The sequence below is a fragment of the Pseudoalteromonas sp. PAR1 genome (assembly GCF_947311895.1).
Lineage (GTDB): Bacteria > Pseudomonadota > Gammaproteobacteria > Enterobacterales > Alteromonadaceae > Pseudoalteromonas > Pseudoalteromonas lipolytica_C.
The window spans coordinates 217,205-239,480 of the sequence record NZ_CAMZMY010000004.1 but is presented as its reverse complement, the minus strand read 5'-3'; the positions used below and the strand labels follow the sequence as shown (position 1 = coordinate 239,480).

The following is a 22,276-nucleotide window of genomic DNA, read 5'->3' as shown; positions in this document are numbered from 1 at the left end:
AAACAATGAGAATTTTATTATTACTTACCTGCTTATTTTTAGGTGCATGTAAAAGTACAAATCAAGGTATGTCTGTGTACTCGTTTACCAATTCAGAAATTGAAGCAGCCCTTGCTGATCAATTACCAAAATTAAGTGAGCAAATTAAATTAATGGGCTTACCTGTTGATTTTGCGGTAAATGACCTAAGTGTAAATGTAGGCCCAGATAAGCGTGATGTGGTAGTGTTAGGAGCCGATTCAAGCGCTGTTATTAAAGCCTTTGCGCTTAAATATCCAGTACGCTTGAAGCTGCAAATTGAAGGTAGCCCATTTTATGACAGCGAGAAAAAAGCGGTCTTTTTACGTAATGTAAAACTGGTTGATACTACAATCGATACAGCAGGTTTTAAGGGAAGCTTAAACTTATTAGATGATCAGGCAATGCAAGTGATCAACGGATTTTTAGCCGTTAACCCTGTCTATAAGTTAAATATGAACGATCCTAAGTTAGCATTACTGAGCAAATTGCCATTAGATATGAAAGTATCTCAGGGCGAAATTATCTTAGTGCCTACCTTATAAGAGTATTAAAATATCTAAAGCGGCATTAAGCCGCTTTTTTTGTAATTGCTTGTTAAGCAAGTTTAACCTTGTCATAATTACTCGTGATATTTCGCGAGTTGAGTGACTGCTATGATCAAGGAATTTTTAAACGACCCCACGCTATTGCTCAATGCAGTTGGCGAAGGGATTTATGGCTTTGACTTATCGGGCAATGCGGTCTTTGTAAACCCTGCTGCTGAGCGCATGACTGGCTGGAAAGCTGAAGAACTGCTTGGTAAAAAAATACATCAATATCATCACCATACTCGTAAAGACGGCTCACCATATCCCGCAGATGAATGTCAGATATATTGCACTATGTTCGATGGTAAACATCGCCACGTAAACGATGAAGTATTCTGGCGTAAAGATGGTAGCTATTTTGCTGTTGAGTATACTTCTACACCCGTTTATAAAAATGGGGCCTTAATTGGCGCAGTCGCGATTTTTCGCGATGTATCAAAACAGCAGCAAACAGAAGTCGCATTGCGTGATGCCTTAGTGCAAGTCCAGCACTTATCTGAACAGCTACAAGCTGAGAATGCTTATCTTATTTCAGAGTTAAACGAAGATTGGCAAGACTCAGGTTTGGCCGGCCAAAGTCATTCGTTTCAAAGTATGCTCGAGCAAATTACCCTGGTAAGCCAAACCAATAGTACGGTTTTGATTTTAGGTGAAAACGGCACAGGTAAAGAGCTGGTGGCACGAAACCTTCACCGTTTGAGTAATCGTGCTGAGCAACCTTTCATAAAAGTAAACTGCGCGGCGTTTTCAGCCAACTTAATTGAATCTGAATTATTCGGTCATGAGAAAGGGGCGTTTACCGGTGCTAATGAACGCAGAAAAGGGCGTTTTGAACTGGCCGATAAAGGCACATTATTTTTAGATGAAGTGGCAGAATTGCCATTAGAAGCACAAAGTAAATTACTTCGCGTGCTGCAAGAACAAGAGTTTGAGCGCGTGGGTGGCAGTCAAACCTTAAAAGTCGATATTCGAGTACTGGCTGCAACAAATCGTAATTTGTGGCAAATGGTCGAGCAGGGTAGCTTTAGAATGGACTTGTACTATCGCTTAAACGTGTTTCCTATTCGTGTGCCTGCGCTTCGTGAGCGAAAAGAAGATATCCCGCTCCTTGCTGCAAACATAATTACACAGCTTAACAAGCGCTTAGGTAAACAGTTAAAGGGGCTTAGCAAAACTACACTCACTAAACTGGCTAATTATGATTGGCCAGGCAATATTCGTGAACTACAAAATATCCTAGAGCGTGAAGCTATTTTGTCTAAGCAAACTGTATTACAGCTCTCTGCGCCGTTGTATAACGAGCAAACGAATGAGCAAGTTGTTTCCCTTGATGCTGTACAAAAGCAGCATATTTGTGAGGTACTTAAGCGATGCAACGGGCAAATATCAGGTGAAAATGGCGCTGCAACTTTGCTGGGTCTTCCTGAGAGTACCCTTAGATCAAAAATGAAAAAGTTAGGTATACAACGCAGTTTCGCGAAATAACGCGCACTTTCGTGATATATCGCGATTTTTGGTGCGGTAAAATTAAATTAATCATTTAATATCAGTGGTTTACATTTTAATTTGTGTTGGCCTGATAGTTGCTCTGTCAGGCTATTACCGACACAAAAGTAAGTAGCAAAATGAAATTTGATATTAAAGAACAAGACTTAATCATCAAGCCCTACAACCAAGAAGGGCCAATTTATATTCGAGAGCACAAAGGGCATTTTCAACGTATCCGTCGTTACTTAGGCTGGGTTCTGATGCTGACGTTTATCGCCATACCATGGATCCCATATGATGGTCGCCAAGCTGTATTACTCGATGTAGCGAGCCAAAAATTTACCCTGTTTGGATTAACGCTGTTACCACAAGATTTTATGATCTTAGCCATGCTATTTATGACTGGCGCGTTTGCTTTGTTCTTCGTCACTAATTGGTTAGGGCGTGTCTGGTGTGGTTACACTTGCCCACAAACAATTTGGATGCTGATGTTTACTTGGGTCGAGCATAAAGTCGAAGGTAACCGAAACCAGCGTATTAAACTTGATAAAGCTGATTGGTCAGTAAGTAAATGGCAAAAGAAAATCACTAAGCATGCAGCTTGGCTGGTGATCTCTTTGCTTACATCTATGTCATTTATGGCTTATTTCATCCCTGCTAAGTCTCTTTACATGAGTTTATTTACCCTAGAAATGTCTGGGATCGTCAGCTTTTGGGTATTCCTGTTCGCTTTTTGTACCTATGGTAATGCGGGCTTTCTACGCGAAAAAATGTGTACTGTCGCATGCCCTTATTCACGTTTTCAATCAGTGATGTTTGATAAAGACACGTTAGTGGTTACCTACGATCAAGCGCGAGGGGAGTCTCGTGGTGCGCGTAAACGTAAAGCCGATCCTAAAGAGTTAGGTTTAGGTGACTGCGTAGACTGTAACTTATGTGTTGAAGTATGTCCGGCCGGTATCGATATTCGTAATGGCTTGCAGTATGAATGCATAAACTGCGGCTTATGTATCGATGCGTGTGATAGCACTATGGAAAAATTCAATTATCAAAAAGGCCTGATCAAGTACGCCTCTGAAAAACAAATGGAAGGCAAAACGACCAACCCGTTTAGATTAAAACTGATTGGCTATGGTGGTTTAACGGCGTTGTTTGTTGTTGGTATGGTTGTATGGATGGCAGTGCGTACACCTATTGAAGCCTCTGTCATTCGTGATCGTAATGCCCTGTATCGTGTTAATTTTGAAGGCTTAGTAGAAAACCCATATACCTTATCAATTATCAACAAAACACAGCATAGTTTGAGCTATTCAATCGGTATCAGTGGTATTGAAGAAGCAAGCTTACAGGTGACCGAAAATATTACAGTTGAGGCGGGTCAGATGAAGCGTGTGCCTGTTACTGTGGTTGCTGATGGCTATGAATTGAAATCAAAGGTAACGCCTATCAGTTTTCACATTCAAGCATTAGAAGATGCTGATATCGCAATTACCAAAGAAACTAAGTTTTACCGAGATTGACCCTGACCTAAAAGTGAAAATGGCTTGTAGTTAACAAGCCATCTTTGCAAATTCGAGCTGCTTTTGCACATAAGCTTTAGCGCTGTCTAAATCATCAAATAAACAGTCCATTATTTGAATCGGAGATTGCGCTTGCGCAATGATGCGTTTCATTTGGTTAAGCACAATGGATGAGCTAAACATATAAGCGGTTGCTACACAGTTTGTGCCTTGCAGGGCACGAAATAATTGAGTAAAACCACGTTCTGCATCAGGGGTGGTAGCAAGTAATTGGGTAGAATGACTAATATATGCCCACGGCTTTCCAGCTAAAGCAGTAATATGCTTTTTTAAATCGACTGCAAAGTCATTGACTAAACGTGCGTTAATATTACCAGAAAATTGTCCAATAATAATTGGACCATCAGTGATGATACTGACACTGCCATAGTGATTCTTAAATTCCAATTTGCTTCCCTTTTGAATTAAAAAGAGCGCGAATTTTATACAATTGTATGTATGTGTCTAGTTATTTAGTATGTAAAAAAGAAAAAACATATTTTTTTCTTTAATTTGATTTGGGTGGGGTTTTTATTTGCGTAACTGCATTCAGAGCGAATAAATAAGTCGCTCTGAATTTAAAGTATAGCTAACTATTTGTTAACAATGTAGTTCAAAGCACCAGTAATTGAGGCTACTTGTGCATCAATACAGATTTTATCATTTGCTTGTGGGCTGTCAGGGTAAACCTCTGTTGTTGTGACATATTCTGCATCGGTTAAGCCCATACATAACCCGAGCTTTTTGGCTTGGTAATTAATAACACCAAATTGAGTTTGTGGTACACCAATCAACTGGTTATTCTCATCACTTGGTGCGATGTGGGTTACTTTCTCAACTGATTTTATAATCGCTGTTTGAAATGCATCATGCGGACGTTCGCTATCAGCAACAAGATAAAAGCCATCTGGAATGTTCCAGTTATCGTGAGTCGTTGCATCACGTGCTGCCAGAGCAGGGCGAAATTCACTATTGTCAGTATCAGTTGTTTCATGAAGGTCAATATGCACATAGGGTGCAATAGCGTTGTCGGCTAAATATTGCATGATTGCGGCAGACTCTTCAGCTGGACTATCTGCATAGAATGAGCGATTTGGATCCGTGGCATTAGGGTTCCAGCGGTTAATTGTTTCATAACCCCAAGGGCTGATACACGGTGCCACTAAGATATTAAATTCTGCAAAATAGTCTATGGCCTTGTCTTTAGCAAACGCTAATGCACCATGCACACCGCTTGTTTCGTAACCATGTACACCACCTGTGACTAAAACAGTTGGTTTGTCTGCTTGCCATTGTTTGCTTTTTAAAATGTAAAGAGGATATTTATCGCTGTCATAGCTCAGTGCACCATACTGCTCAATTTCAAAGAGTGTAGACAGAGCATCAAGTTGTGAGACAACATCTTCACGGTAACTGCGTTTTACTGATTGTAATTCAAGCCACGCTTTTTTGTCGGCGTCGGTCCATGGCTTACCAGGCGTTCCGATTGGGTAACTCATAAAAATACCTTGTTGTGTTGAGGTGCAAAATGCCAAGCTTATCGAAGCTTAGCATTACCTGCAACTAGATAAGGTCAGTGCTTATATTGGCATGTTCGTATAGCTGGGCATGTTGCTTTTTATGAGTATCGAAAAGGTATTGACGAAGAGCAATTTCACCCTCGTGTACCGTAATAATTTTTGCTGCAATACCATTGCTGGTAACGCGAACAGGTTTAGCAGACAGAACAATACGCTCTTTTTTTGGCAGCTCAAATGCCAATAACAGCTCTTTTGAAAAGTCTGGCTTATTTTGTTTTGGTTTTAACAAAACTCCCGTACTTGATAGTGACAGAATAATGTAGTGGTCAGTTTGCAGGTTTAGATGAGGTGCTCGCCAACTCCGCTCAATGCCTTTCGTATCTATAACCTCAGGAGCACTGAGTAGAGGAATAACCTGGCCATTTTCATCATTAACAAACTCCAGCGGGAACCATAATTGATAAACACCCACTTCAGCAAGTAAGGTCAATTTAGCGTTCTTTAATAATCCGTTGAGTTTATCGGGTAAGTTTAGTTTTACAGACATTTTGGTGTTTGTGACTTCATCACTGCCATCATCTGCATTTTCAAAGAGTTGGTTAAAAAATGAGAGTTCTTGTTCTGTTAAATGCGCCATCCTTAGCTCCTTTTACAATACGACTGGCCAATAATATCACAAATTGTATGAATTATGAGCATTTATTGTGCCAGATGTTTTTCGATTTTCTTTTACTACTTATTTGACATACACTGATGGTAAAAAGTTTACAAGGATTTTATTTTGTCGAGCCTGACTGGTGTTAATAAGAGTTTAGTTATATTTGCGGCTTTAGTGATTGTTTTAGCAGGTATAAAAGCTGCAAGTGTGATTGTTATTCCTTTTGTTTTGGCTGCCTTTATTGCCATTATATGTAATCCCCTTATACGTTTTTTTGCCGGGTATAAAATTCCCAAGGGCGTTGCAGTGGTGTTAGTAATGCTCATTATTGTTGGCGTTGGGATTAGCCTTGCCGGTTTAGTTGGGCAATCGATGACCGATTTCTCTGAAAAACTACCCGAGTATAAAACACAACTAAAAGAAGAGTTTGTTTGGGTGGTTAATGTTGCTGCAAGTTATAATATTTTGATTGATAAAGAGCAGATTATTTCTTTATTCGATCCGGGCAAAATGATCGATGTTGCAACGAATATGCTAACGGGATTAGGGGGAGTAATGGCCAACCTGTTCCTAATTATATTAACCGTGGTGTTTATGCTGTTTGAAGGGCCGATGCTGAATAAAAAAATTCATTTAGCACTCGATGATCCAGAAATGAAAATGCAACAAATTGATCGCTTTCTAGGGTCAATAAACTCTTACCTCGCAATAAAGACCATGGTTAGCTTGGCTACAGGTCTTTTAGCAGGGTTTATGCTTTGGGCACTGGACGTTGATTATTTTGTATTGTGGGGTGTTGTTGCTTTTATGCTTAACTACATTCCTAATATTGGTTCTATCATTGCAGCGGTACCTCCTGTATTACTTGCTTTGATAACGCAAGGGCCGCTAGTTGCAGGGATCATTGCAGGTGGCTATTTAGTGATTAATACAGTGATGGGTAATATCGTCGAGCCAAAGTTCATGGGCAAAGGCTTAGGTTTATCAACGCTGGTGGTTTTTTTATCGTTAATTTTTTGGGGCTGGTTGATGGGAACAGTAGGTATGTTGCTGTCAGTTCCACTGACCATGATAGTAAAAATTGCTTTAGAAACCAGCCAAGAAGGGCGGTGGCTTGCAACTTTACTTGGTAACGGTGAAGAGTTAACAATTGATCAATAGCAATTTGCTAGATTAAGCAAAAATTAAATATTAAGGCGCTAACGCGCCTTTTATTTAAGAGGTTGTTTTAGAATATTTAAGTGATTACCAAGGATATTTATTTCACAAAGCTTATAGGTAATGGCTGCCTTGGTTGCGTTTGGCATTTCATTTAAGTATCGCCAACGACAGCTGTCTTCTAGATAGCGTTCTTGATTCACTAAGCTTCTTTTAAAGATAGGCAATAATTGACTATTTCCCGTGTCTTCTTTGATTTTTTCAATATCCATAGTGAGTTTATTTACCCACATTTTTTGATCGCGTTGCAAATCGCTAATCACTTGGTCAAGACATTGAATATAACGCTTAGTTTCTTCGGTATTGTTGCTTGCTAACTGGCAATCATGTGGCGCTTGTGAAGCCTGTGATGCCAGTGTTACAAGAGCAGCGCACAAAGTGAGTGTTATAGTGAATTGTTTATTTTTTATCATGATAATTAAACTCTAATATAAACTCAGCACCACCCAGTTTTTCTGCATCTCGGATAGTCAATGTGCCATTATATGAGTTTACTAAATCTGATACGATGGCCATACCAACACCATGCCCACTCTCATATGTATCGAGTCGGGTGCCGCGGGTTAGTAGCGATTCACGTTTTTGCTCTGGGACACCTGGTCCATCATCACAAATGCTGAGAGTTAATTGCTTATTTTGCTTAACCTTTATATCGACCTGCGAACGGCAAGCTTTACAAGCATTATCGATTAAATTACCAAGCAGTTCCATTAAATCTGTTTTATCACCTAAAAAATAATCTTTTTCACTGACCTCAGAAGTGAAAATAATATCTTTATCGCGATACACTTTACTCATTGCACTTAAAATTGACTCGATAACCGGCTTAATATGGGTTTGCTTTTTCCATGTATCAGAGGCACCCGTAGCGGCACGTTTTAATTGATGTTCGATCATCACATTAATACGATCCAATTGCTCTTGTGCATCAGCATCATTGGCCAATGGGCTTGACTTAAGCACTGCCAATGGCGTTTTTAATGCATGAGCAAGATCGCTTAATGATGCGCGGTAACGCTCTTTTTGGCGCTGCTGCGATTCAAGCAATAAGTTTAAATCGGCTTTAATAGTTTGCAACTCAACCGGGTAAAGACCTTTTATTTGCTGGTTATCGCCCGATTCAATGGCTTTAATTTCTTTATCGAGACGCTGTAGTGGTCTTGCACTCCACACAAAACCAATTGCCATTAGCGCAGCAATGGCCACTCCCATCACATACATCCAATTAACCAGTGTTTGTTTAAAGCCATCCATCAGCCTAAGTAGAGCATCATTACGTTTTAATAAGATAAAACGGGCATGCTCCGATTGGTCAATGTTTTCTAAAATAACGGTAAGTGTTAATTGCCAATAGACGGTATTGTTGTATTCAACACGGCGAAAGTCAGCAGAGCCTGCTGGAGCTTCAAAGTTATCAGGAATAAAGTTGATGTTGGTGGCTGATTCAGAATACCAAACAGGTAAGTCGCCGCGATAAATCATCGCATAGGTATCTGAGTTTAATCTATTTAGCTCTGGAGTTAAGATGGTACTTGGCATAACAATGCCGCGTTCAGTGAAATCGACTTCAGAGATTAATGAATATAAGTGAGCTTCAAGGGTTTTTTCGGTCGCTTCGACTAAAGAGGCGTAGTAAGCCTTACCAATTGAGAAAAACAAAATTGGTAGGGCTACTAATAAAACAAAGACAAGGATAAATCCTTGCCTTACTTTAAGCGGTATTTGCGATGCTACCACTGACTTTTAAGCCTATAACCACGGCCGCGTAATGTTTCAACTGGGTTAAGGGTGCCATCAGGGTCAAGCTTTTTACGTAAACGCAATACGAATACTTCGATTACGTTTGAATCAAGGTCGAAGTCTTGATCATAAATGTGCTCTGTTAGCTCAGATTTAGAAATTACCTTTTGAGGGTTAACCATGAGGTATTCTAACACTTTGTATTCGTATGCAGTTAAGCTAAGTTCTTTATCGTTAACCCACACTTGCTGTGAGCGAGTATGAATTTTGATAGGACCAGCTGTCATTTCTGGGTTTGCTTTACCTGCACTTCTACGGATAAGGGCATTACAGCGGGCAATTAGCTCTTCAACATGAAACGGTTTTGTAAGGTAATCATCAGCACCTGCATCGAGGCCTTCTACTTTGTCTTGCCAACGGTCACGCGCCGTTAAAATCAAAATAGGGATGGTAATGCCTTGAGCGCGAGCTTTGGTAATTAATTCGATACCGTCTACTTTTGGAAGGCCTAAATCTACCACCGCCATGTCAAGCGGGTACTCAGTAATGTGGAATAAACCAGCTTCACCATCGTGACAAAGGTCAACGCTATAACGCTCTTTTTCTAGAGCATTACGAAGGTTATCTGCTAAGTGTAAATCATCTTCAATAACTAAAATTCGCATTCTTAATCCTTTTTCACTTCGCCAGTCTTTTTGTTCACATGGACGTCAACCACATGGCCGTTCGTTTTTAAAATTCTTACGGTAAATACTTTGTCTTGCTCTGTGATTTTTAGGGTTCGGCCATCTTCAGACTTTTTGGCAATCATCACAGCTTGCTTTTTAGTCACCTCAGGTGCTTGGTTTTTATTGGCATCAGCATGAAAGCTTGATAATGCAAATAAAAGACTAAAACTGAAGGCTAATAATATGCGCATGACGGGGAACTCCTAAACCAGACCCATTTAGTTTAATTAACCAATTAACTAAAATTCAAGTAATTACGTTAAATTCTGTAATTTGATAGCCAGATCTTAGTTAATAAGCCGTGAACAAACACTGAATTATTGATTCAGTTGAGTTCAGGCTTTAACCAAACACCTTTTTAAATGGTTTTACTACTGAGTTGTCATAAACACCTGCAGCAATATAAGGGTCGTTTGCTGCCCATTCGCGTGCTGCTTCTAATGAATCAAATTGCGCGACCACCAATGAACCAGTAAAACCAGCCTCAGCTGGGTCTTCGCTATCAATTGCAGGAAGAGGGCCTGCTGTGAATAAACGATTTTGATCGTCTAACTCTTGAAGGCGAGCTAAGTGAGCTGGGCGTGCAGATTTGCGGGCTTCTAAACTATTTTCAACATCAGTTGAATAAATCATATACAGCATAGTGAGTTCTCAATGTTATTTTTAGAAAATAGTAGCATATTGCTAGCAATAGACGAGAGATTATTGTGTCATACATGTGTGTTCATTTGCTAAATAATCTTTACAGCTTTGCTTATAGCTTTCACTTATAAAGCTTGAAATACGCGGTGTAACACTGGTAGAGTCGCTGGGTTGAGAAAATAATAATAAGGTTTTTAAATGAGCGAAAAACGCGAGCACTTTAGCTCCCGCCTCGGTTTTATTTTAGCGGCAGCCGGTTCTGCTGTAGGTATCGGAAACTTAGTAGGTTTTCCTGTTTCAGCTACAAAAAACGGTGGTGGTGCTTTTCTTTTAGTTTATGCACTGTTTGTGATTTTTATCTGTTTGCCTGTGATGATGGCCGAAATGGCGATGGGGCGAAAAGCACAGAAAGATCCGCTTGGTTCATACAAAATCTTAGCGGGTAATGATCCAAAATGGAACTTTGCTGGCTTTTTAGCTGTATTAACGCCGTTTATGATTGCCGTTTTTTACATGGTGATCACCGTATGGATTTTCGGTTATTTATCGCAAACTGCATTCGGTAATCTGGATGCCTTGGCACAGCCTGATAATTTTGGCACTTTTATCAATAGCTACACAGTGTTTGGCTATATGGCCGTGGTTGCAATCATTGTTAACTTGATTCTGGTTGGTGGTGTAAAAGAAGGTATCGAGAAAGCGGCTAAGTTTATGATGCCAGCTTTATTTGTACTACTCACTGCGCTGGTTGTTTACGTTTTAACACTGGATAATGCCATGGCTGGTGTGAAGTACTACATCGTTCCTGATTTCAGTAAAATGGATGCGAGCGTTTTAAATGGTGCATTAGCTCAAGCGTTTTTCTCATTGTCACTGGGTATGGGTATTTTAATGACCTATGCATCTTATATCTCTAAGAAAGACGATATAGTTGGCAGTGCTAAAATGGTTGCTGTAACAGACTCTCTTGTTGCCTTTATTGCGGGTCTTATGGTGTTACCGGCTATTTTTAGTTTTAACCCGAATACAGATCCAAGTACGTTATCTGACTCATCAGTGTCGATGATTTTTGTATACTTACCGAAAATTTTATTAGCGCTTCAAGCTGATATTGGTTACGTGGGTGCATCAATTGTAGCGTTTGTATTCTTCTTATTAGTCTTTTTTGCTGCAATTACATCGCTTGTATCGATTGTTGAGGTACCGACAGCTTCATTAAGTGATCGCAAAGGCATTAGCCGTAAAAAAGCGTTAGCTATTTTAACTCTATCAACCGGTGTTTTAACTGTGCTGTGTACAATGTCGTTTGGTATGGTTGAATCATTAACAAATTTTGTTAGTTACGGCGGGGCAGATAAGAGCTTATTCGATATTGTTTATGATGTGTTTTACGACACGATTTTACCTCTTAATGGTTTAATGGTGTGTTTATTCGTTATGTATCGTTGGAAAAAAGCGAATCTTTCTGAAGAGTTAAGCCAAGGCTGTGAAGGCTATGTTGGTAGCTTTACAGAGAAGTATGTGAACTTCTCGCTATCAACGTTTATCCCTGCCATTTTATTACTAATCTTTGTAAATACGGTGGCGACTAAGTTTTTTGCATTTAGTATTTTCGGATTTTAAAAACCAGTTCAATACTTAGCCGCGCACTTTGCGCGGCTTTTTTATAGCCCTAGAATGCCCCTGCATCAAGCACATCACCTAAGCCAAGCGTAAACATCCATAACCCCCATAAGCTGTGCTCTATAACACACACGAAGGTAGAACGGCTTTGCGCATAGGTGTAAGAAAACAGCAGTCCACCTAAAAATGCTAGCAGTACTGCGAGTACATTCGCATAGACAATGTGAGCCAACGCAAACACCGATGCACTGACGATGATACGCACGGTTTTACTTGGCATAATCCGTTTATAGCGGTGAAAAAAGTAGGTTCTAAAAATAAGCTCTTGCGGCATCACCGATAAAATGGGGTAGAGCAATAGCAACATTAGCCAATCGTTAAATGAATTTCTTGGCAGTGAAAACCAGTTTTCTTGATTCATGATGCCGTAAAACATCCCTGAGAATAGCGCTCCTAAAAAGAAAAAACTAAATAAGCGACGTTTTACCGCACTAAATTGCCCAAGGCTAGTTAAACGAAAACGCTTAAAATGGGGGTCTGATAACAGCAACATGCCGCAAACAGTCATTAAAATAATAAGGGCAGGAATAAGCCAGTTCGCGAGATAGGCACGCAGAAAAAAGCCTAATAGCGGAAAAGAAACAAATATGAGGGTAAATTCAAACCAGCGGTATTGGTTAGCGTTCAATGTCGTCTCAGCGTGTTTTTTATTTACGCTAACAAGCTAAGACGACAGATTTATGACATTAAGATTGCTTAGGATCTTTCTTTTCGTCATCTTCAGGTAAGTATTTGAAAAGGGCAATGATCGTTGCTAACACGCAAACAAAGGTAATACCCATTAAACCAAACACTTTAAAGTTAACCCAAAAATCGAGCGAGAAGTTATAGGCAATGTAGATATTTAGCGCAGAGATACCTGCGGTCACTGCAACCCAAAACAGGTTAAGTTTATTCCATAGTGCTTCTGGTACATCAATTTCTTGTTTACTTTCAGAGGCATTTTCTAAAACTGAGCTAAGTGCTTTTTTCACAAGATTTTTGCCAAGCACATAGCGGCTTACTAACAAAGTGACACTGAAAATGGCATAAACAATGGTGGCTTTCCATTTTACAAACTGCTCGTCGTGGAATACTAAGGTCAGCGTACCTAATACCACCGCTATAGCAAAAAACACCCAGTGACGGGTTGGTACTTTGCCATCTTTAAAATAACAATAAGCAACTTGAATTAAGGTGGTTAGCATCAGCAAGGCTGTTGCCCAATAAATATCAACTAACTTGAAAACCGCAAAAAACAAAATCAGCGGGATGTATTCAATAATCGCATGCATAGGTTTATAAATGCTCTAATTTAAAATGATACTGGGTTGTATCAAGTTATTGCGCAAGATACAAGGTTGACTTAGTTGCCCTGAAAGCTTAGCCTCCCGAGCCAATCTGGCCTAAACCTGCGTTTAGGTTGTTTTACCTTATCTGTTTCCGCTTAACCTCAGATGATTAAGCGGCGTATTTTGGAGCATTTTTATGAATAAAGCCGCACTAGTATCTCAAATGGCTGCCTACAGCGAATTAACAAAAAAAGACACACAAGCAGCTTTAACGAGCATGTTAAATGCTATCGAAAAGTCTCTTTCTGAGGGTGACCAAGTGCAAATTAATGGCTTTGGTACGTTTGCCTTGAGTTATTACCCTGCACGAAAAGGGCGCAATCCGCAAACTGGTGAAGAAATTGAAATTGAAGGCGCCAACAAACCTGTTTTTAAACCTGCAAAAGCCCTAAAAGACGCCCTATAAGCAGGATTTGCAAAGGTCTTGTAGCTTTTACAGGGTGTGTCGCTTTGAATTTTTAATAAATGCAATATTTTCAGTTGGTTATACTTGGCATGGTGTCTGCTGTATTAGTGTGAGTTTTCACAAATAAGGAGATAGCATGTCAAATCTAAATAGCCAACTAAACGGTAAGAAAGTAGCGATATTAGCAACAAATGGTTTTGAGCAGAGTGAGCTGCTATCACCGCGCAGTGCGTTGCTTGAAGCAGGAGCTGAAGTCGAAGTTGTTTCGCTTGAAAGAGATGACATTACTGGTTGGGATGAAAATCAATGGGGAAAACGTGTAAGCGTTGACCGCATAGTCAGTGAGACAGATTCAAGTGAATATGATGCTCTATTACTACCGGGCGGTTTATTTAATCCAGATACTTTACGCCAAAACAGTGAAGCTAAAGCCTTTGTTGATGGCTTTTTCAGTGCAGGCAAAAACAAACCCATTGCCGCGATTTGCCACGGCCCATGGTTACTAGCCGAAATTAACAAACTACGTGACCGCAAAGTAACGTCATACCCAAGTATTAAAACGGATTTAATCAATGCTGGTGCAAATTGGGTTGATCAAGAGGTGTGTGTTGATGATGGCATAGTCACAAGCCGAAGCCCAGCCGATTTAGAGGCTTTTAATCGTAAGTTTATCGAAGAGATTAAAGAGGGTGTGCACCGCCACCATTAATAATTAATGAGTAGATACATAAAAGGGCCTTTAAGGCCCTTTTTTAAGTAATAAAACAACTTACTTTGTAGCGGCTTTCATACTGGCTACAAACTCTTTTAAACCAGTTAGCATTGCTGCTTGGTCATCAAGGTTCGCCTCGATGATTTTAACAACCGCAGAGCCTGAAATCGCACCAGCAGCCCCTGAATCGAGTGCTGATTTAACATCTTCCGGTGTTGATACACCAAAGCCTAATAATGCCGGTGCAGCATGGTAATCTTTTAGCTTTTTAACTAACGAATCTGCTGGCATTTGTGCTTTGGTTTCTGTACCCGTTACACCCGCGCGTGAAAGAAGGTACGTATAACCACGACCATATGAAGCACATTCTCGAAGAGTGTCATCATCTGCATTCGGTGTTGCAATAAAAATTGGATCAATACCATTTTTCATTGCTGTTTGGCGAAATAGCTTTGACTCATGCAGCGGTACGTCAGCCACTAAAATTGAATCAACGCCTGCTTCTTTAGCATCTTGATAGAACTTTTCAAGGCCACGCTTAAACACAAGGTTTGAATACAATAACAGGCCAATTGGAATATCGGCATTGTACTGGCGCACTTGTTTGATGATATCAAAGCAATCTTGGGTATTAATGTTTTCATCAAGCGCGCGAATGTTGGCAGCTTGGATCACCGGGCCATCTGCAATCGGATCTGAAAACGGAATACCAAGCTCAAGGGCATCAGCACCGCCATCAATTAAGCTTTTAATGATTTCAACACTGAGTGCTTTATTAGGATCACCAATAGTAACAAACGGTACAAAGGCACCTTGATTCGTTTCATTTAATGTGGCGAACATTTGTCCGTAACGGTTAGTCTGGCTCATAGCGCGCCTCCTTCTGATAAAACACTGTGTACGTGAGCCAAATCTTTATCGCCTCGGCCACTTAGGTTTACTACTAAAATAGTGTCTTCGGTTTGTTGTTCGGCATATTTAAGGGCGTATGCAAGGGCATGGCTTGATTCAAGCGCTGGAATAATCCCTTCGTTTTTAGCCAGTAGTTGGAACGCTTCAAGCGCTTCAGTATCGCTAATACCAACGTACTCTGCACGGCCAGTTTCATGTAAATGAGCATGTTGTGGGCCTACAGCTGGGTAATCAAGACCTGCTGATACAGAATAAGACTCTTCAATTTGGCCATCGTCATTTTGCATAATATAAGTATAGGTACCGTGTAAAATGCCTTTTGTGCCTTTACATAGCGTAGCACCGTGTTGATGGGTATCTAAGCCTTTACCAGCGGGTTCTACACCAATTAGTTTTACGCTTGGCTCATCAATAAAGTCTGTGAACATACCAATGGCGTTAGAACCACCACCTACACAAGCCAGCACTGCATCCGGTAAGCGACCTTCAGCTTTAAGCACTTGTTGTTTTGCTTCTTCACCAATCATTTTTTGGAACTCACGCACCATGGTTGGGAATGGGTGAGGGCCTGCTGCAGTGCCTAGTAAATAGTGAGCATCTTTATAATTTGCTGACCAGTCACGCAATGCTTCGTTTACTGCGTCTTTTAAAGTACCAGAGCCTGCTGTGACAGGAATAACCTCTGCACCCATTAGTTTCATACGAAATACGTTTGGTTGCTGACGTTCAACGTCTTTTGCACCCATGTAAACACGGCATTTTAAGCCAAGTAGGGCACACGCAAGGGCCGTTGCAACACCGTGTTGGCCGGCACCTGTTTCTGCAATCACTTCTTTTTTACCCATACGCTTGGTGAGCAATGCCTGACCAAGTACTTGGTTGGTTTTGTGCGCACCACCATGGAGTAAATCTTCACGCTTTAAATACAGTTTTACCTTAGGATTTTTAACTAAGTTACGTGTCAGAGTTAATGGCGTAGGACGACCTGCGTATTCATTTAATAGTTTTTCAAACTCAGCCTGAAAAGCTGGATCGTTTTGTGATTTATTAAACTCTGCTTCTAGTTGCTTGAGTGCTGGCACAAGCAGCTGTGGTACAAACATACCACCGAATTCACCGAAATAAGCTGGATTTTGCATTCTAACCTCAATAATTTCTGATATGCGAAAACGCATTTTGTAATTTTGTTTGGCACTTTTTGCCCGCTGACGTTTCAACGCCAGAATTTAGGTCAAGGCCATTAGCACCGCGATAAAGCGCTGCATGAATATTCTCTGGGTTTAAACCACCGGCTAACATAAAAGGTACCGTTGCCGTCTCTAGCACAGACCAATCAAATGCTTCGCCAGTGCCGCCTTTTTGGCTTTTGCTGTAAGTATCGTATAAATGGCGGTCAACCCCTTCAAGCGGTTTAGGTAATTCACCTTTAACGGCTTGGGCTTTCCAAATTTCACAGCCAAGCGGTAATTGCTTTCTGAGACTTTGAATATACTCGCTATTCTCGTCACCATGTAATTGCACTGCAGCTAGTTTCAAGCTTTGAGCATAATCGACCACTTGTTCAAGAGGCGCATTGACAAACACACCTACATACGCGAGTGGGGCACTTTGCGTAACTTGCTTGGCACAGTCGATATCAACATAGCGCGGTGACTTAGGATAAAAAATTAAGCCACCATACACCGCACCACTGGCATAGGCTGCCATCGCATCTTGTGAACGAGTTAAACCGCACACTTTGTTTTCACCTAAAATGACTTTACGACATGCGGCTTCTAAGTCGCGCTCAGCCATTAGTGAGCTGCCAATTAAAAAGCCATCGCACAGTGGCGCAAGGCGTTTTACATCTTTATGGGTATAAATGCCCGACTCTGAAATAACCACTTTGTCATTTGGGATAAGCTGGCGTAATCGCTCTGTTGTTGCAAGATCAGTACTTAAATCACGAAGGTCGCGGTTATTAATACCAATTAGGCTGGCATTAAGTGCAAGTGCACGACTTACTTCTTGCTCATTACTGACTTCTGTTAGTACCGACATGTTTAAAGAGTCAGCCACTTTGTGAAGCGCTAAATATTGCTCGTCATCAAGGACTGAGAGCATTAATAAAATGGCATCACCACCAGATAAGCGTGCTAAGTAAACTTGGTACTCATCAATAAAGAAGTCTTTACAAATAAGCGGCTGCTCCACTTGGCTGCGCACGTATTCGAGGTACTGATAGCTACCTTGGAAATATTTTTCGTCAGTTAATACGCTCATACAAGTTGCGTATTTTTTATAAACCGATGTAATTTCGTCTAAATTGAATGGTTCGCGAATAAGCCCTTTTGACGGTGAGGCCTTTTTACACTCTAAAATAAATTGTGTGCCTGTTGCTGCTAACGCCGCTTCAAAGTCACGCTTGGTTGGCACAACATCGCCAATGAATGACTCAAGCGGGCGCTGTGCTTTTCTTTGTTCTAATTCAATGCGTTTGTCGGCAACAATTTTGTCTAACACGTTAGCCATGACTTACCTCAATAATTGCGTTCAATGTGTCCATCGCTTTACATGATGCTAATAATTCGCTTACTTGATCTGCGGCTGCTTTTAAATCACTTGCTTTATCGGTTAAATAAAGAAGGGCGGCAACGTTGGCTATAATGGCTGCGTTATGCGCCATCTCACCTTGACCTTGTAAAATCGCTAAGCTTGCTTTTGCGTTATATTCTGGCCCTTGGCCTGCAAGTTGTTCAAGTGAATAGTTTGCAAGACCAAAATCGCTCGCTGTTAGCGTGTATTCGCTCAGTTCACCGTTATTTAGCTCAACCACTTTGGTTGTCCCGTGCAAGGCAATTTCGTCAGTGCCTGCACCGTGAACCACCATGGCGCGTTTTGTGCCAAGGGTTTTTAAGGTTTCGGCCATTGGTAAACACAGCGAAGGGTCATAAACACCAAGCAATTGCACCTCAGGGGCTGCAGGGTTTGCCAGCGGCCCTAAAATATTAAAAATTGTGCGGCTTTTAAGGGCTGTTCGCACGCCCATCGCATGGCGTACACCACTGTGATAATGCGGTGCAAATAAAAATGTAAACCCAGTATTGTCTAAACAATGGGCAGCTTGCTCAGGGCTCATATCGATATTGATACCCAAGGCTTTAAGTAAATCCGCTGAGCCCGAATTACTCGACACACTGCGATTACCATGTTTGACCATATTGATGCCCGCAGCGGCGGCAACAATAGCAGCTGTGGTACTAATATTAATGGTGTTTGAGCCATCGCCACCGGTACCACAGCTATCAGCAAGCAAGGTTTTGTTGGTTTGAAATGGCACTGCATTGGCACGCATTGATGCTGCAGCACCGGCGATTTCATCACTTGTTTCGCCTTTTAGTTTTAGGGCGATAAGTGCAGCAGTTAATTCAATATCATTAAGTTTGCCATTCATGATGGCGTCAAACAATTCAGTTGCTTGCGAAAATGATAAATCTTGCTTTGCTAATAATTGGTTTAACTGGGTTTGAGTTGTTGCTTCCATGTTATTCCTCTACTGCACGCGTGCTGTTAAAAATTCAATGCTTTGTTGTAATAGCAATGCGCCATTTGGCGTTAAAATTGACTCAGGATGAAACTGATAGCCAAGGGCATTATCTTGTTGATGGTAAATTGCCATCGGAATATTTTCATAACAAGCAATTACTTCAACGTCATCAGGGACTTTGGTTGCCATTAATGAATGATAACGAGCAACCGGCATTTTATCGCCCATACCCGCAAATACAGGGTGCTCAGTCAACGTAATAATTGATGACTTGCCATGCACTGTTTCACCTGCATGACCAATAACCCCACCGTAGCTTTGTGTTAGTGCTTGCTGGCCTAAACAGATGCCCAGCATAGGGAAGCGGCCTTTACACAGTTCAATGAGTTCCATTAAACAACCCGCATCAGATGGTGCGCCAGGGCCGGGTGAAAGTACTAATAACACAGGTACGGTTTCTTGGCACATTTTGTCAAAGATGCTTTGTGCACTGATGTTATTACGGTATACCACTAACTGGCACCCTAACATAGAAAGTTCATCGACTAAGTTATAACTAAATGAATCAAAGTTATCTAAAAAGTAGATTTTATAGGCTGATGTTGTCGTCATTATTGTGCCTCGTAAGTCGATTGAATCGCAGTGATCACAGCTTGTGCTTTAGCGCGGGTTTCATTGGCTTCTGATTGTGGATCTGAATCAAACACCACACCTGCACCTGCTTGCACGTAGGCTGTGCCGTTTTTAACAAAGGCAGAGCGAATAACAATACAGCTATCCATGGCGCCATCGCCCGTTAAATAACCCACAGCACCGCCATAGCTGCCGCGGCGTTTTTGTTCAGTTTGACGAACTAACTCAGCAGCGCGTACTTTAGGTGCACCCACTAAGGTGCCCATGTTCATACAAGCTTGGTAAGCATGCAGCGCATCGAGTTCGGGTTTTAAAGTACCCACCACGCGTGAAACTAAATGCATCACTTGTGAGTAGCGGTCTACTTTTAATAATTCTTTCGCGTGACGTGTGCCTGGTACGCTAATACGGGCTACATCATTTCGCGCTAAATCAACTAACATCAGGTGCTCGGCACGTTCTTTTTGGTCGTTACGAAGTTCAAGCTCAATGCGGCTGTCTAGGTCTGGATTAATTTGCCCGTTAGCAAACTTGCCACGAGGGCGAGTACCAGCAATTGGGTATACCTCAACTTGTTTACTCTCTGCGCAATATTTGAGGGCTGACTCGGGTGATGCGCCGAATAATACGAACTCTTCATCGCGCATGTAAAACATATATGGGCTTGGGTTTTGTTGTTTTAGTTGGCTGTAAGCATGAAGTGAGTCTGGGCAGGCGAGAGAAAAAGTACGTGATGGAACAACTTGGAAAATATCGCCATCAACGATGTTCTTTTTTAACTTGATGACGTGTTCGCAGTATTGCTCGTCGCTAACATCGACAGAAATTGGGTTTGAGCCTGTTTGCTTTTGCCCTTGGTAGCTTTGTGCATTGTCACATACGGCATTTAAACGCTCTAACTGTTGACCAACCTCAAAGCAATTAGCATGAACTTCAGGGCCGTTAAATACATTGCCAATTAGCTCGGTTGTTTTTGCTTGATGGTCGATGACAACTAACGTTTCGGCTAGGTAGAAAACATAATCAGGGCAGCTGTTTTCGCCGTCAGGCACATCAGAAAGAGTTTCGAAATTAGCAACCATATCGTAGGCAAATACACCGCCTAAGAACACAGAAAATGGGTTGTCTGTGGTGCTTTTAATACTATTAATACAGCTACGTAGCGCACTAAATGCGTTATCTGCAACTAGTTTACTGGCTTCATCAATGTCGCTTGCTACCTCGTTGTAGGTTAACGTTAATGTGTCTTCTACAAGCTCAGCAGAGCAATTTTGCACATGAGTTTGTAAATAAGGCAGTAATTGTTTGCCGTTATTTGACTGTGCAGTGAGTGTGACCTGTTTGCCTTGGCAAACAATACGTAGCGCTGAGTCAACCAAAATTAGACTTTTTACACTGTCTTTAGAATCAATTTCAGCAGACTCTAACAGCAGTGAATTAGGCTTATCGAGTAAACTGTATAACGCAAGTGGGCTACTGATGTAGTCGCGCACTTGAGTGATACTGGTTACTTCACCCGGTGTCGTTGTTATATGACTAAAAATCAAACCTCATTCTCCCTCATTCCCAAAAACTCTTTAAAAAACAAAACCCCGCGAAGCGATGCTTGGCGGGGTTCGTATAAAGATGCCTATAAATTAGATAGACCCTTACCGTCCCGCTAAGCCAGGCGCCACCACCAATGATGTGTAAGAGTTGCTATGTAATTCATTATAAAGCCTTAAAATTTAGATATAAAAAAACCCGCTACATGAGCGGGTTTTGAAATCGTTAGACACGACAATTCGTCACCCGCTAGTTACGAGTGCCACCACCAAATTGTGATTTGAATTGTTTTGTTCATTGTTATTACTTATTTAACGTGTCTGAAAGTGCATACAGTAAAGCGTACCTATGCCGATACTGTCAAGCATTAATTTACATATTAATACGTGTTGGGCATTTACCTCTCGTAATTGCCCATTTATGTGGGTATATGTGTCTAACCTAAAAAGATAATCACGCCCTGGCACTAAATTTTTGTTATACTCACATCATTGATTCAAGAACTTACGTAAAGCAGTCTTTCCCTTTGATAAAATACGATTTACATAGCCACACCACATACTCAGATGGTCAGCTATCAGTCGAGCAATTGTTACATCGCGCGGTTGAGAAAAACATAGATGTGTTTGCAATTACCGATCACGACACGTTAAGTGCAATAAAACCAGCTCGCCAAGTCATTGCAGATGATAATTTACCGCTTAAATTAATTTCTGGCGTTGAAGTATCAACAAAATGGGAAAGCTTTGAAATTCATATTGTTGGTTTAAATGTTGATGATGAAAATGACGCGCTGTTGTCATTGTTACAGGCGCAACAAGCCAAGCGTGAAGAGCGCGCTTTAGAGATCGGTCGTCGCCTTGCTAAAAATGGTTTTGAAGGCATTTACGACCAAGCAAAAACATTTGCTGAAAACGCACAAATCACACGCGCGCATTTTGCCCGTGCACTGATTGAGCGTGGTGTAGCTAAAAACTTCCCAGGCGTATTTAAAAAATACTTAGGGCGAGGAAAAACAGGCTATGTGCCAAGTAGTTGGTGCGATATGCAAACAGCAATTGCTGCTATTCATCAAGCTGGTGGAGTTGCTGTACTTGCACATCCTGGGCGTTATCAAATGTCGAACAAGTGGCTGCGTAAGTTAATTATTGAATTTAAAGACGCAGGTGGCGATGCTATGGAAGTGGCACAACCGCAGCAAGCGCCGAGTGAGCGCCAGTTTTTAGGTGGATTGAGTCGTGAATACGGGTTACTTGCATCGCAAGGTTCAGATTTTCATTTTCCGACAAGTTGGTTAGAGCTGGGTAAAAATTTATACTTACCAAAAGATTGCCAAGGGGTTTGGCAAGCATGGGAAGGGCAATAGG

General features: G+C 41.2%; 24 protein-coding genes. 8 read left to right on the top strand and 16 right to left on the bottom strand.

Features of this window, described 5'->3' with window-relative positions; genetic code table 11:
• The first annotated feature begins 5 nt into the window (after window positions 1-5).
• The 3 genes from QL229_RS05115 (at window position 6) to ccoG (ending at window position 3,616) form a co-directional block, all read left to right on the top strand.
• Window positions 6-563, top strand: coding sequence for a DUF1439 domain-containing protein (locus tag QL229_RS05115; protein WP_135925267.1), 558 nt, complete (start codon window positions 6-8; stop codon window positions 561-563).
• Window positions 564-674: 111 nt separating this feature from the next.
• Window positions 675-2,093, top strand: coding sequence for a sigma 54-interacting transcriptional regulator (locus QL229_RS05110; protein ID WP_138557328.1), 1,419 nt, complete (start codon window positions 675-677; stop codon window positions 2,091-2,093).
• A gap of 140 nt (window positions 2,094-2,233) precedes the next feature.
• Complete coding sequence (gene ccoG / locus QL229_RS05105; protein ID WP_281546515.1) at window positions 2,234-3,616, top strand: cytochrome c oxidase accessory protein CcoG; 1,383 nt, start codon at window positions 2,234-2,236, stop codon at window positions 3,614-3,616.
• A gap of 30 nt (window positions 3,617-3,646) precedes the next feature.
• Here ccoG and QL229_RS05100 read toward each other — a convergent pair whose 3' ends face one another.
• The 3 genes from QL229_RS05100 to QL229_RS05090 all read right to left on the bottom strand — a co-directional run bounded on the left by QL229_RS05100 (window position 3,647) and on the right by QL229_RS05090 (window position 5,812).
• Window positions 3,647-4,063, bottom strand: a complete 417-nt coding sequence (locus tag QL229_RS05100) for a hypothetical protein (RefSeq protein WP_135925261.1) — start codon at window positions 4,061-4,063, stop codon at window positions 3,647-3,649.
• Window positions 4,064-4,248: 185 nt separating this feature from the next.
• Window positions 4,249-5,154, bottom strand: a complete 906-nt coding sequence (locus QL229_RS05095; protein ID WP_138557330.1) for a M14 family metallocarboxypeptidase — start codon at window positions 5,152-5,154, stop codon at window positions 4,249-4,251.
• Between the two features lie 64 nt (window positions 5,155-5,218).
• Window positions 5,219-5,812, bottom strand: a complete 594-nt coding sequence (locus QL229_RS05090; protein WP_138557331.1) for a hypothetical protein — start codon at window positions 5,810-5,812, stop codon at window positions 5,219-5,221.
• 144 nt (window positions 5,813-5,956) lie between these two features.
• On the opposite strand from QL229_RS05090, the gene QL229_RS05085 reads away from it, so the two are divergent.
• Window positions 5,957-6,994: an AI-2E family transporter gene (locus QL229_RS05085; protein WP_135925254.1), complete on the top strand. Its 1,038-nt coding sequence runs from the start codon at window positions 5,957-5,959 to the stop codon at window positions 6,992-6,994.
• 50 nt (window positions 6,995-7,044) lie between these two features.
• On the opposite strand, the gene QL229_RS05080 is transcribed toward QL229_RS05085, so the two are convergent.
• From QL229_RS05080 to QL229_RS05060, 5 genes are all read right to left on the bottom strand, one after another.
• Window positions 7,045-7,464: a hypothetical protein gene (locus QL229_RS05080; RefSeq protein WP_138557332.1), complete on the bottom strand. Its 420-nt coding sequence runs from the start codon at window positions 7,462-7,464 to the stop codon at window positions 7,045-7,047.
• Window positions 7,451-8,788: an ATP-binding protein gene (locus QL229_RS05075; RefSeq protein WP_135925250.1), complete on the bottom strand. Its 1,338-nt coding sequence runs from the start codon at window positions 8,786-8,788 to the stop codon at window positions 7,451-7,453. The genes QL229_RS05080 and QL229_RS05075 overlap by 14 nt, the downstream gene beginning before the upstream one ends.
• Window positions 8,782-9,456: a response regulator transcription factor gene (locus QL229_RS05070; protein WP_054552907.1), complete on the bottom strand. Its 675-nt coding sequence runs from the start codon at window positions 9,454-9,456 to the stop codon at window positions 8,782-8,784. Before QL229_RS05070 ends, QL229_RS05075 begins: the two co-directional genes overlap by 7 nt.
• A 2-nt stretch (window positions 9,457-9,458) precedes the next feature.
• A complete protein-coding gene (locus QL229_RS05065; RefSeq protein WP_138557333.1) occupies window positions 9,459-9,710 on the bottom strand; it encodes a PepSY domain-containing protein in 252 nt (83 codons plus the stop codon).
• A 151-nt stretch (window positions 9,711-9,861) separates the two neighbouring features.
• Window positions 9,862-10,161, bottom strand: a complete 300-nt coding sequence (locus QL229_RS05060) for a YciI family protein (RefSeq protein WP_135925245.1) — start codon at window positions 10,159-10,161, stop codon at window positions 9,862-9,864.
• A 198-nt stretch (window positions 10,162-10,359) separates the two neighbouring features.
• Here QL229_RS05060 and QL229_RS05055 point away from each other — a divergent pair, with 198 nt between their 5' ends.
• A complete protein-coding gene (locus tag QL229_RS05055; RefSeq protein WP_135925243.1) occupies window positions 10,360-11,784 on the top strand; it encodes a sodium-dependent transporter in 1,425 nt (474 codons plus the stop codon).
• A gap of 49 nt (window positions 11,785-11,833) precedes the next feature.
• Here the strand turns inward: QL229_RS05055 and QL229_RS05050 are convergent, their stop codons facing one another.
• Window positions 11,834-12,472 (bottom strand): CPBP family glutamic-type intramembrane protease, encoded by a 639-nt coding sequence (locus tag QL229_RS05050; RefSeq protein ID WP_138557334.1) that lies wholly within the window; start codon window positions 12,470-12,472, stop codon window positions 11,834-11,836.
• Between the two features lie 58 nt (window positions 12,473-12,530).
• The gene (locus QL229_RS05045) at window positions 12,531-13,118 is read right to left on the bottom strand and encodes an inner membrane-spanning protein YciB (protein ID WP_135925239.1); all 588 of its coding nucleotides are present in this window, start codon (window positions 13,116-13,118) and stop codon (window positions 12,531-12,533) included.
• A 193-nt stretch (window positions 13,119-13,311) separates the two neighbouring features.
• On the opposite strand from QL229_RS05045, the gene QL229_RS05040 reads away from it, so the two are divergent.
• Both QL229_RS05040 and QL229_RS05035 read left to right on the top strand, forming a co-directional pair.
• Window positions 13,312-13,581 carry an HU family DNA-binding protein gene (locus QL229_RS05040; protein WP_138557335.1) on the top strand — a complete coding sequence of 90 codons (270 nt, stop codon included), beginning with the start codon at window positions 13,312-13,314 and terminating at the stop codon, window positions 13,579-13,581.
• 136 nt (window positions 13,582-13,717) lie between these two features.
• A complete protein-coding gene (locus tag QL229_RS05035; RefSeq protein WP_138557336.1) occupies window positions 13,718-14,290 on the top strand; it encodes a type 1 glutamine amidotransferase domain-containing protein in 573 nt (190 codons plus the stop codon).
• A 60-nt stretch (window positions 14,291-14,350) separates the two neighbouring features.
• Here QL229_RS05035 and trpA read toward each other — a convergent pair whose 3' ends face one another.
• The 6 genes from trpA to QL229_RS05005 are packed head-to-tail and all read right to left on the bottom strand — an operon-like array spanning window position 14,351 to window position 20,911.
• Window positions 14,351-15,163, bottom strand: a complete 813-nt coding sequence (gene trpA / locus QL229_RS05030; protein ID WP_199526206.1) for a tryptophan synthase subunit alpha — start codon at window positions 15,161-15,163, stop codon at window positions 14,351-14,353.
• Window positions 15,160-16,344, bottom strand: a complete 1,185-nt coding sequence (trpB, locus tag QL229_RS05025; protein ID WP_135925232.1) for a tryptophan synthase subunit beta — start codon at window positions 16,342-16,344, stop codon at window positions 15,160-15,162. Before trpB ends, trpA begins: the two co-directional genes overlap by 4 nt.
• 7 nt (window positions 16,345-16,351) lie before the next feature.
• The gene (trpCF, locus tag QL229_RS05020; RefSeq protein WP_138557338.1) at window positions 16,352-17,716 is read right to left on the bottom strand and encodes a bifunctional indole-3-glycerol-phosphate synthase TrpC/phosphoribosylanthranilate isomerase TrpF; all 1,365 of its coding nucleotides are present in this window, start codon (window positions 17,714-17,716) and stop codon (window positions 16,352-16,354) included.
• Entirely contained in the window at window positions 17,709-18,728 is a 1,020-nt protein-coding gene (gene trpD, locus QL229_RS05015; RefSeq protein WP_138557339.1) for an anthranilate phosphoribosyltransferase, read from the bottom strand. Before trpD ends, trpCF begins: the two co-directional genes overlap by 8 nt.
• Window positions 18,729-18,737: 9 nt before the next feature.
• Window positions 18,738-19,343: an aminodeoxychorismate/anthranilate synthase component II gene (locus QL229_RS05010; RefSeq protein WP_062565123.1), complete on the bottom strand. Its 606-nt coding sequence runs from the start codon at window positions 19,341-19,343 to the stop codon at window positions 18,738-18,740.
• Window positions 19,343-20,911: an anthranilate synthase component 1 gene (locus QL229_RS05005; RefSeq protein WP_138557340.1), complete on the bottom strand. Its 1,569-nt coding sequence runs from the start codon at window positions 20,909-20,911 to the stop codon at window positions 19,343-19,345. The genes QL229_RS05010 and QL229_RS05005 overlap by 1 nt, the downstream gene beginning before the upstream one ends.
• Before the next feature lie 524 nt (window positions 20,912-21,435).
• Here QL229_RS05005 and QL229_RS05000 point away from each other — a divergent pair.
• Window positions 21,436-22,275 (top strand): PHP domain-containing protein, encoded by an 840-nt coding sequence (locus QL229_RS05000; protein ID WP_138557341.1) that lies wholly within the window; start codon window positions 21,436-21,438, stop codon window positions 22,273-22,275.
• Window position 22,276 lies beyond the last annotated feature (1 nt).

What these genes read in the sequence shown, in the direction of transcription:
- QL229_RS05115 (WP_135925267.1), top strand. Translation starts at nt 6, where the DNA reads ATGAGAATTTTATTATTACTTACCTGCTTATTTTTAGGTGCATGTAAA.
- QL229_RS05110 (WP_138557328.1), top strand. Translation starts at nt 675, where the DNA reads ATGATCAAGGAATTTTTAAACGACCCCACGCTATTGCTCAATGCAGTT.
- ccoG (WP_281546515.1), top strand. Translation starts at nt 2,234, where the DNA reads ATGAAATTTGATATTAAAGAACAAGACTTAATCATCAAGCCCTACAAC.
- QL229_RS05095 (WP_138557330.1), bottom strand. Translation starts at nt 5,154, where the DNA reads ATGAGTTACCCAATCGGAACGCCTGGTAAGCCATGGACCGACGCCGAC.
- QL229_RS05090 (WP_138557331.1), bottom strand. Translation starts at nt 5,812, where the DNA reads ATGGCGCATTTAACAGAACAAGAACTCTCATTTTTTAACCAACTCTTT.
- QL229_RS05080 (WP_138557332.1), bottom strand. Translation starts at nt 7,464, where the DNA reads ATGATAAAAAATAAACAATTCACTATAACACTCACTTTGTGCGCTGCT.
- QL229_RS05070 (WP_054552907.1), bottom strand. Translation starts at nt 9,456, where the DNA reads ATGCGAATTTTAGTTATTGAAGATGATTTACACTTAGCAGATAACCTT.
- QL229_RS05065 (WP_138557333.1), bottom strand. Translation starts at nt 9,710, where the DNA reads ATGCGCATATTATTAGCCTTCAGTTTTAGTCTTTTATTTGCATTATCA.
- QL229_RS05060 (WP_135925245.1), bottom strand. Translation starts at nt 10,161, where the DNA reads ATGCTGTATATGATTTATTCAACTGATGTTGAAAATAGTTTAGAAGCC.
- QL229_RS05055 (WP_135925243.1), top strand. Translation starts at nt 10,360, where the DNA reads ATGAGCGAAAAACGCGAGCACTTTAGCTCCCGCCTCGGTTTTATTTTA.
- QL229_RS05045 (WP_135925239.1), bottom strand. Translation starts at nt 13,118, where the DNA reads ATGCATGCGATTATTGAATACATCCCGCTGATTTTGTTTTTTGCGGTT.
- QL229_RS05040 (WP_138557335.1), top strand. Translation starts at nt 13,312, where the DNA reads ATGAATAAAGCCGCACTAGTATCTCAAATGGCTGCCTACAGCGAATTA.
- QL229_RS05035 (WP_138557336.1), top strand. Translation starts at nt 13,718, where the DNA reads ATGTCAAATCTAAATAGCCAACTAAACGGTAAGAAAGTAGCGATATTA.
- trpA (WP_199526206.1), bottom strand. Translation starts at nt 15,163, where the DNA reads ATGAGCCAGACTAACCGTTACGGACAAATGTTCGCCACATTAAATGAA.
- trpB (WP_135925232.1), bottom strand. Translation starts at nt 16,344, where the DNA reads ATGCAAAATCCAGCTTATTTCGGTGAATTCGGTGGTATGTTTGTACCA.
- trpCF (WP_138557338.1), bottom strand. Translation starts at nt 17,716, where the DNA reads ATGGCTAACGTGTTAGACAAAATTGTTGCCGACAAACGCATTGAATTA.
- trpD (WP_138557339.1), bottom strand. Translation starts at nt 18,728, where the DNA reads ATGGAAGCAACAACTCAAACCCAGTTAAACCAATTATTAGCAAAGCAA.
- QL229_RS05010 (WP_062565123.1), bottom strand. Translation starts at nt 19,343, where the DNA reads ATGACGACAACATCAGCCTATAAAATCTACTTTTTAGATAACTTTGAT.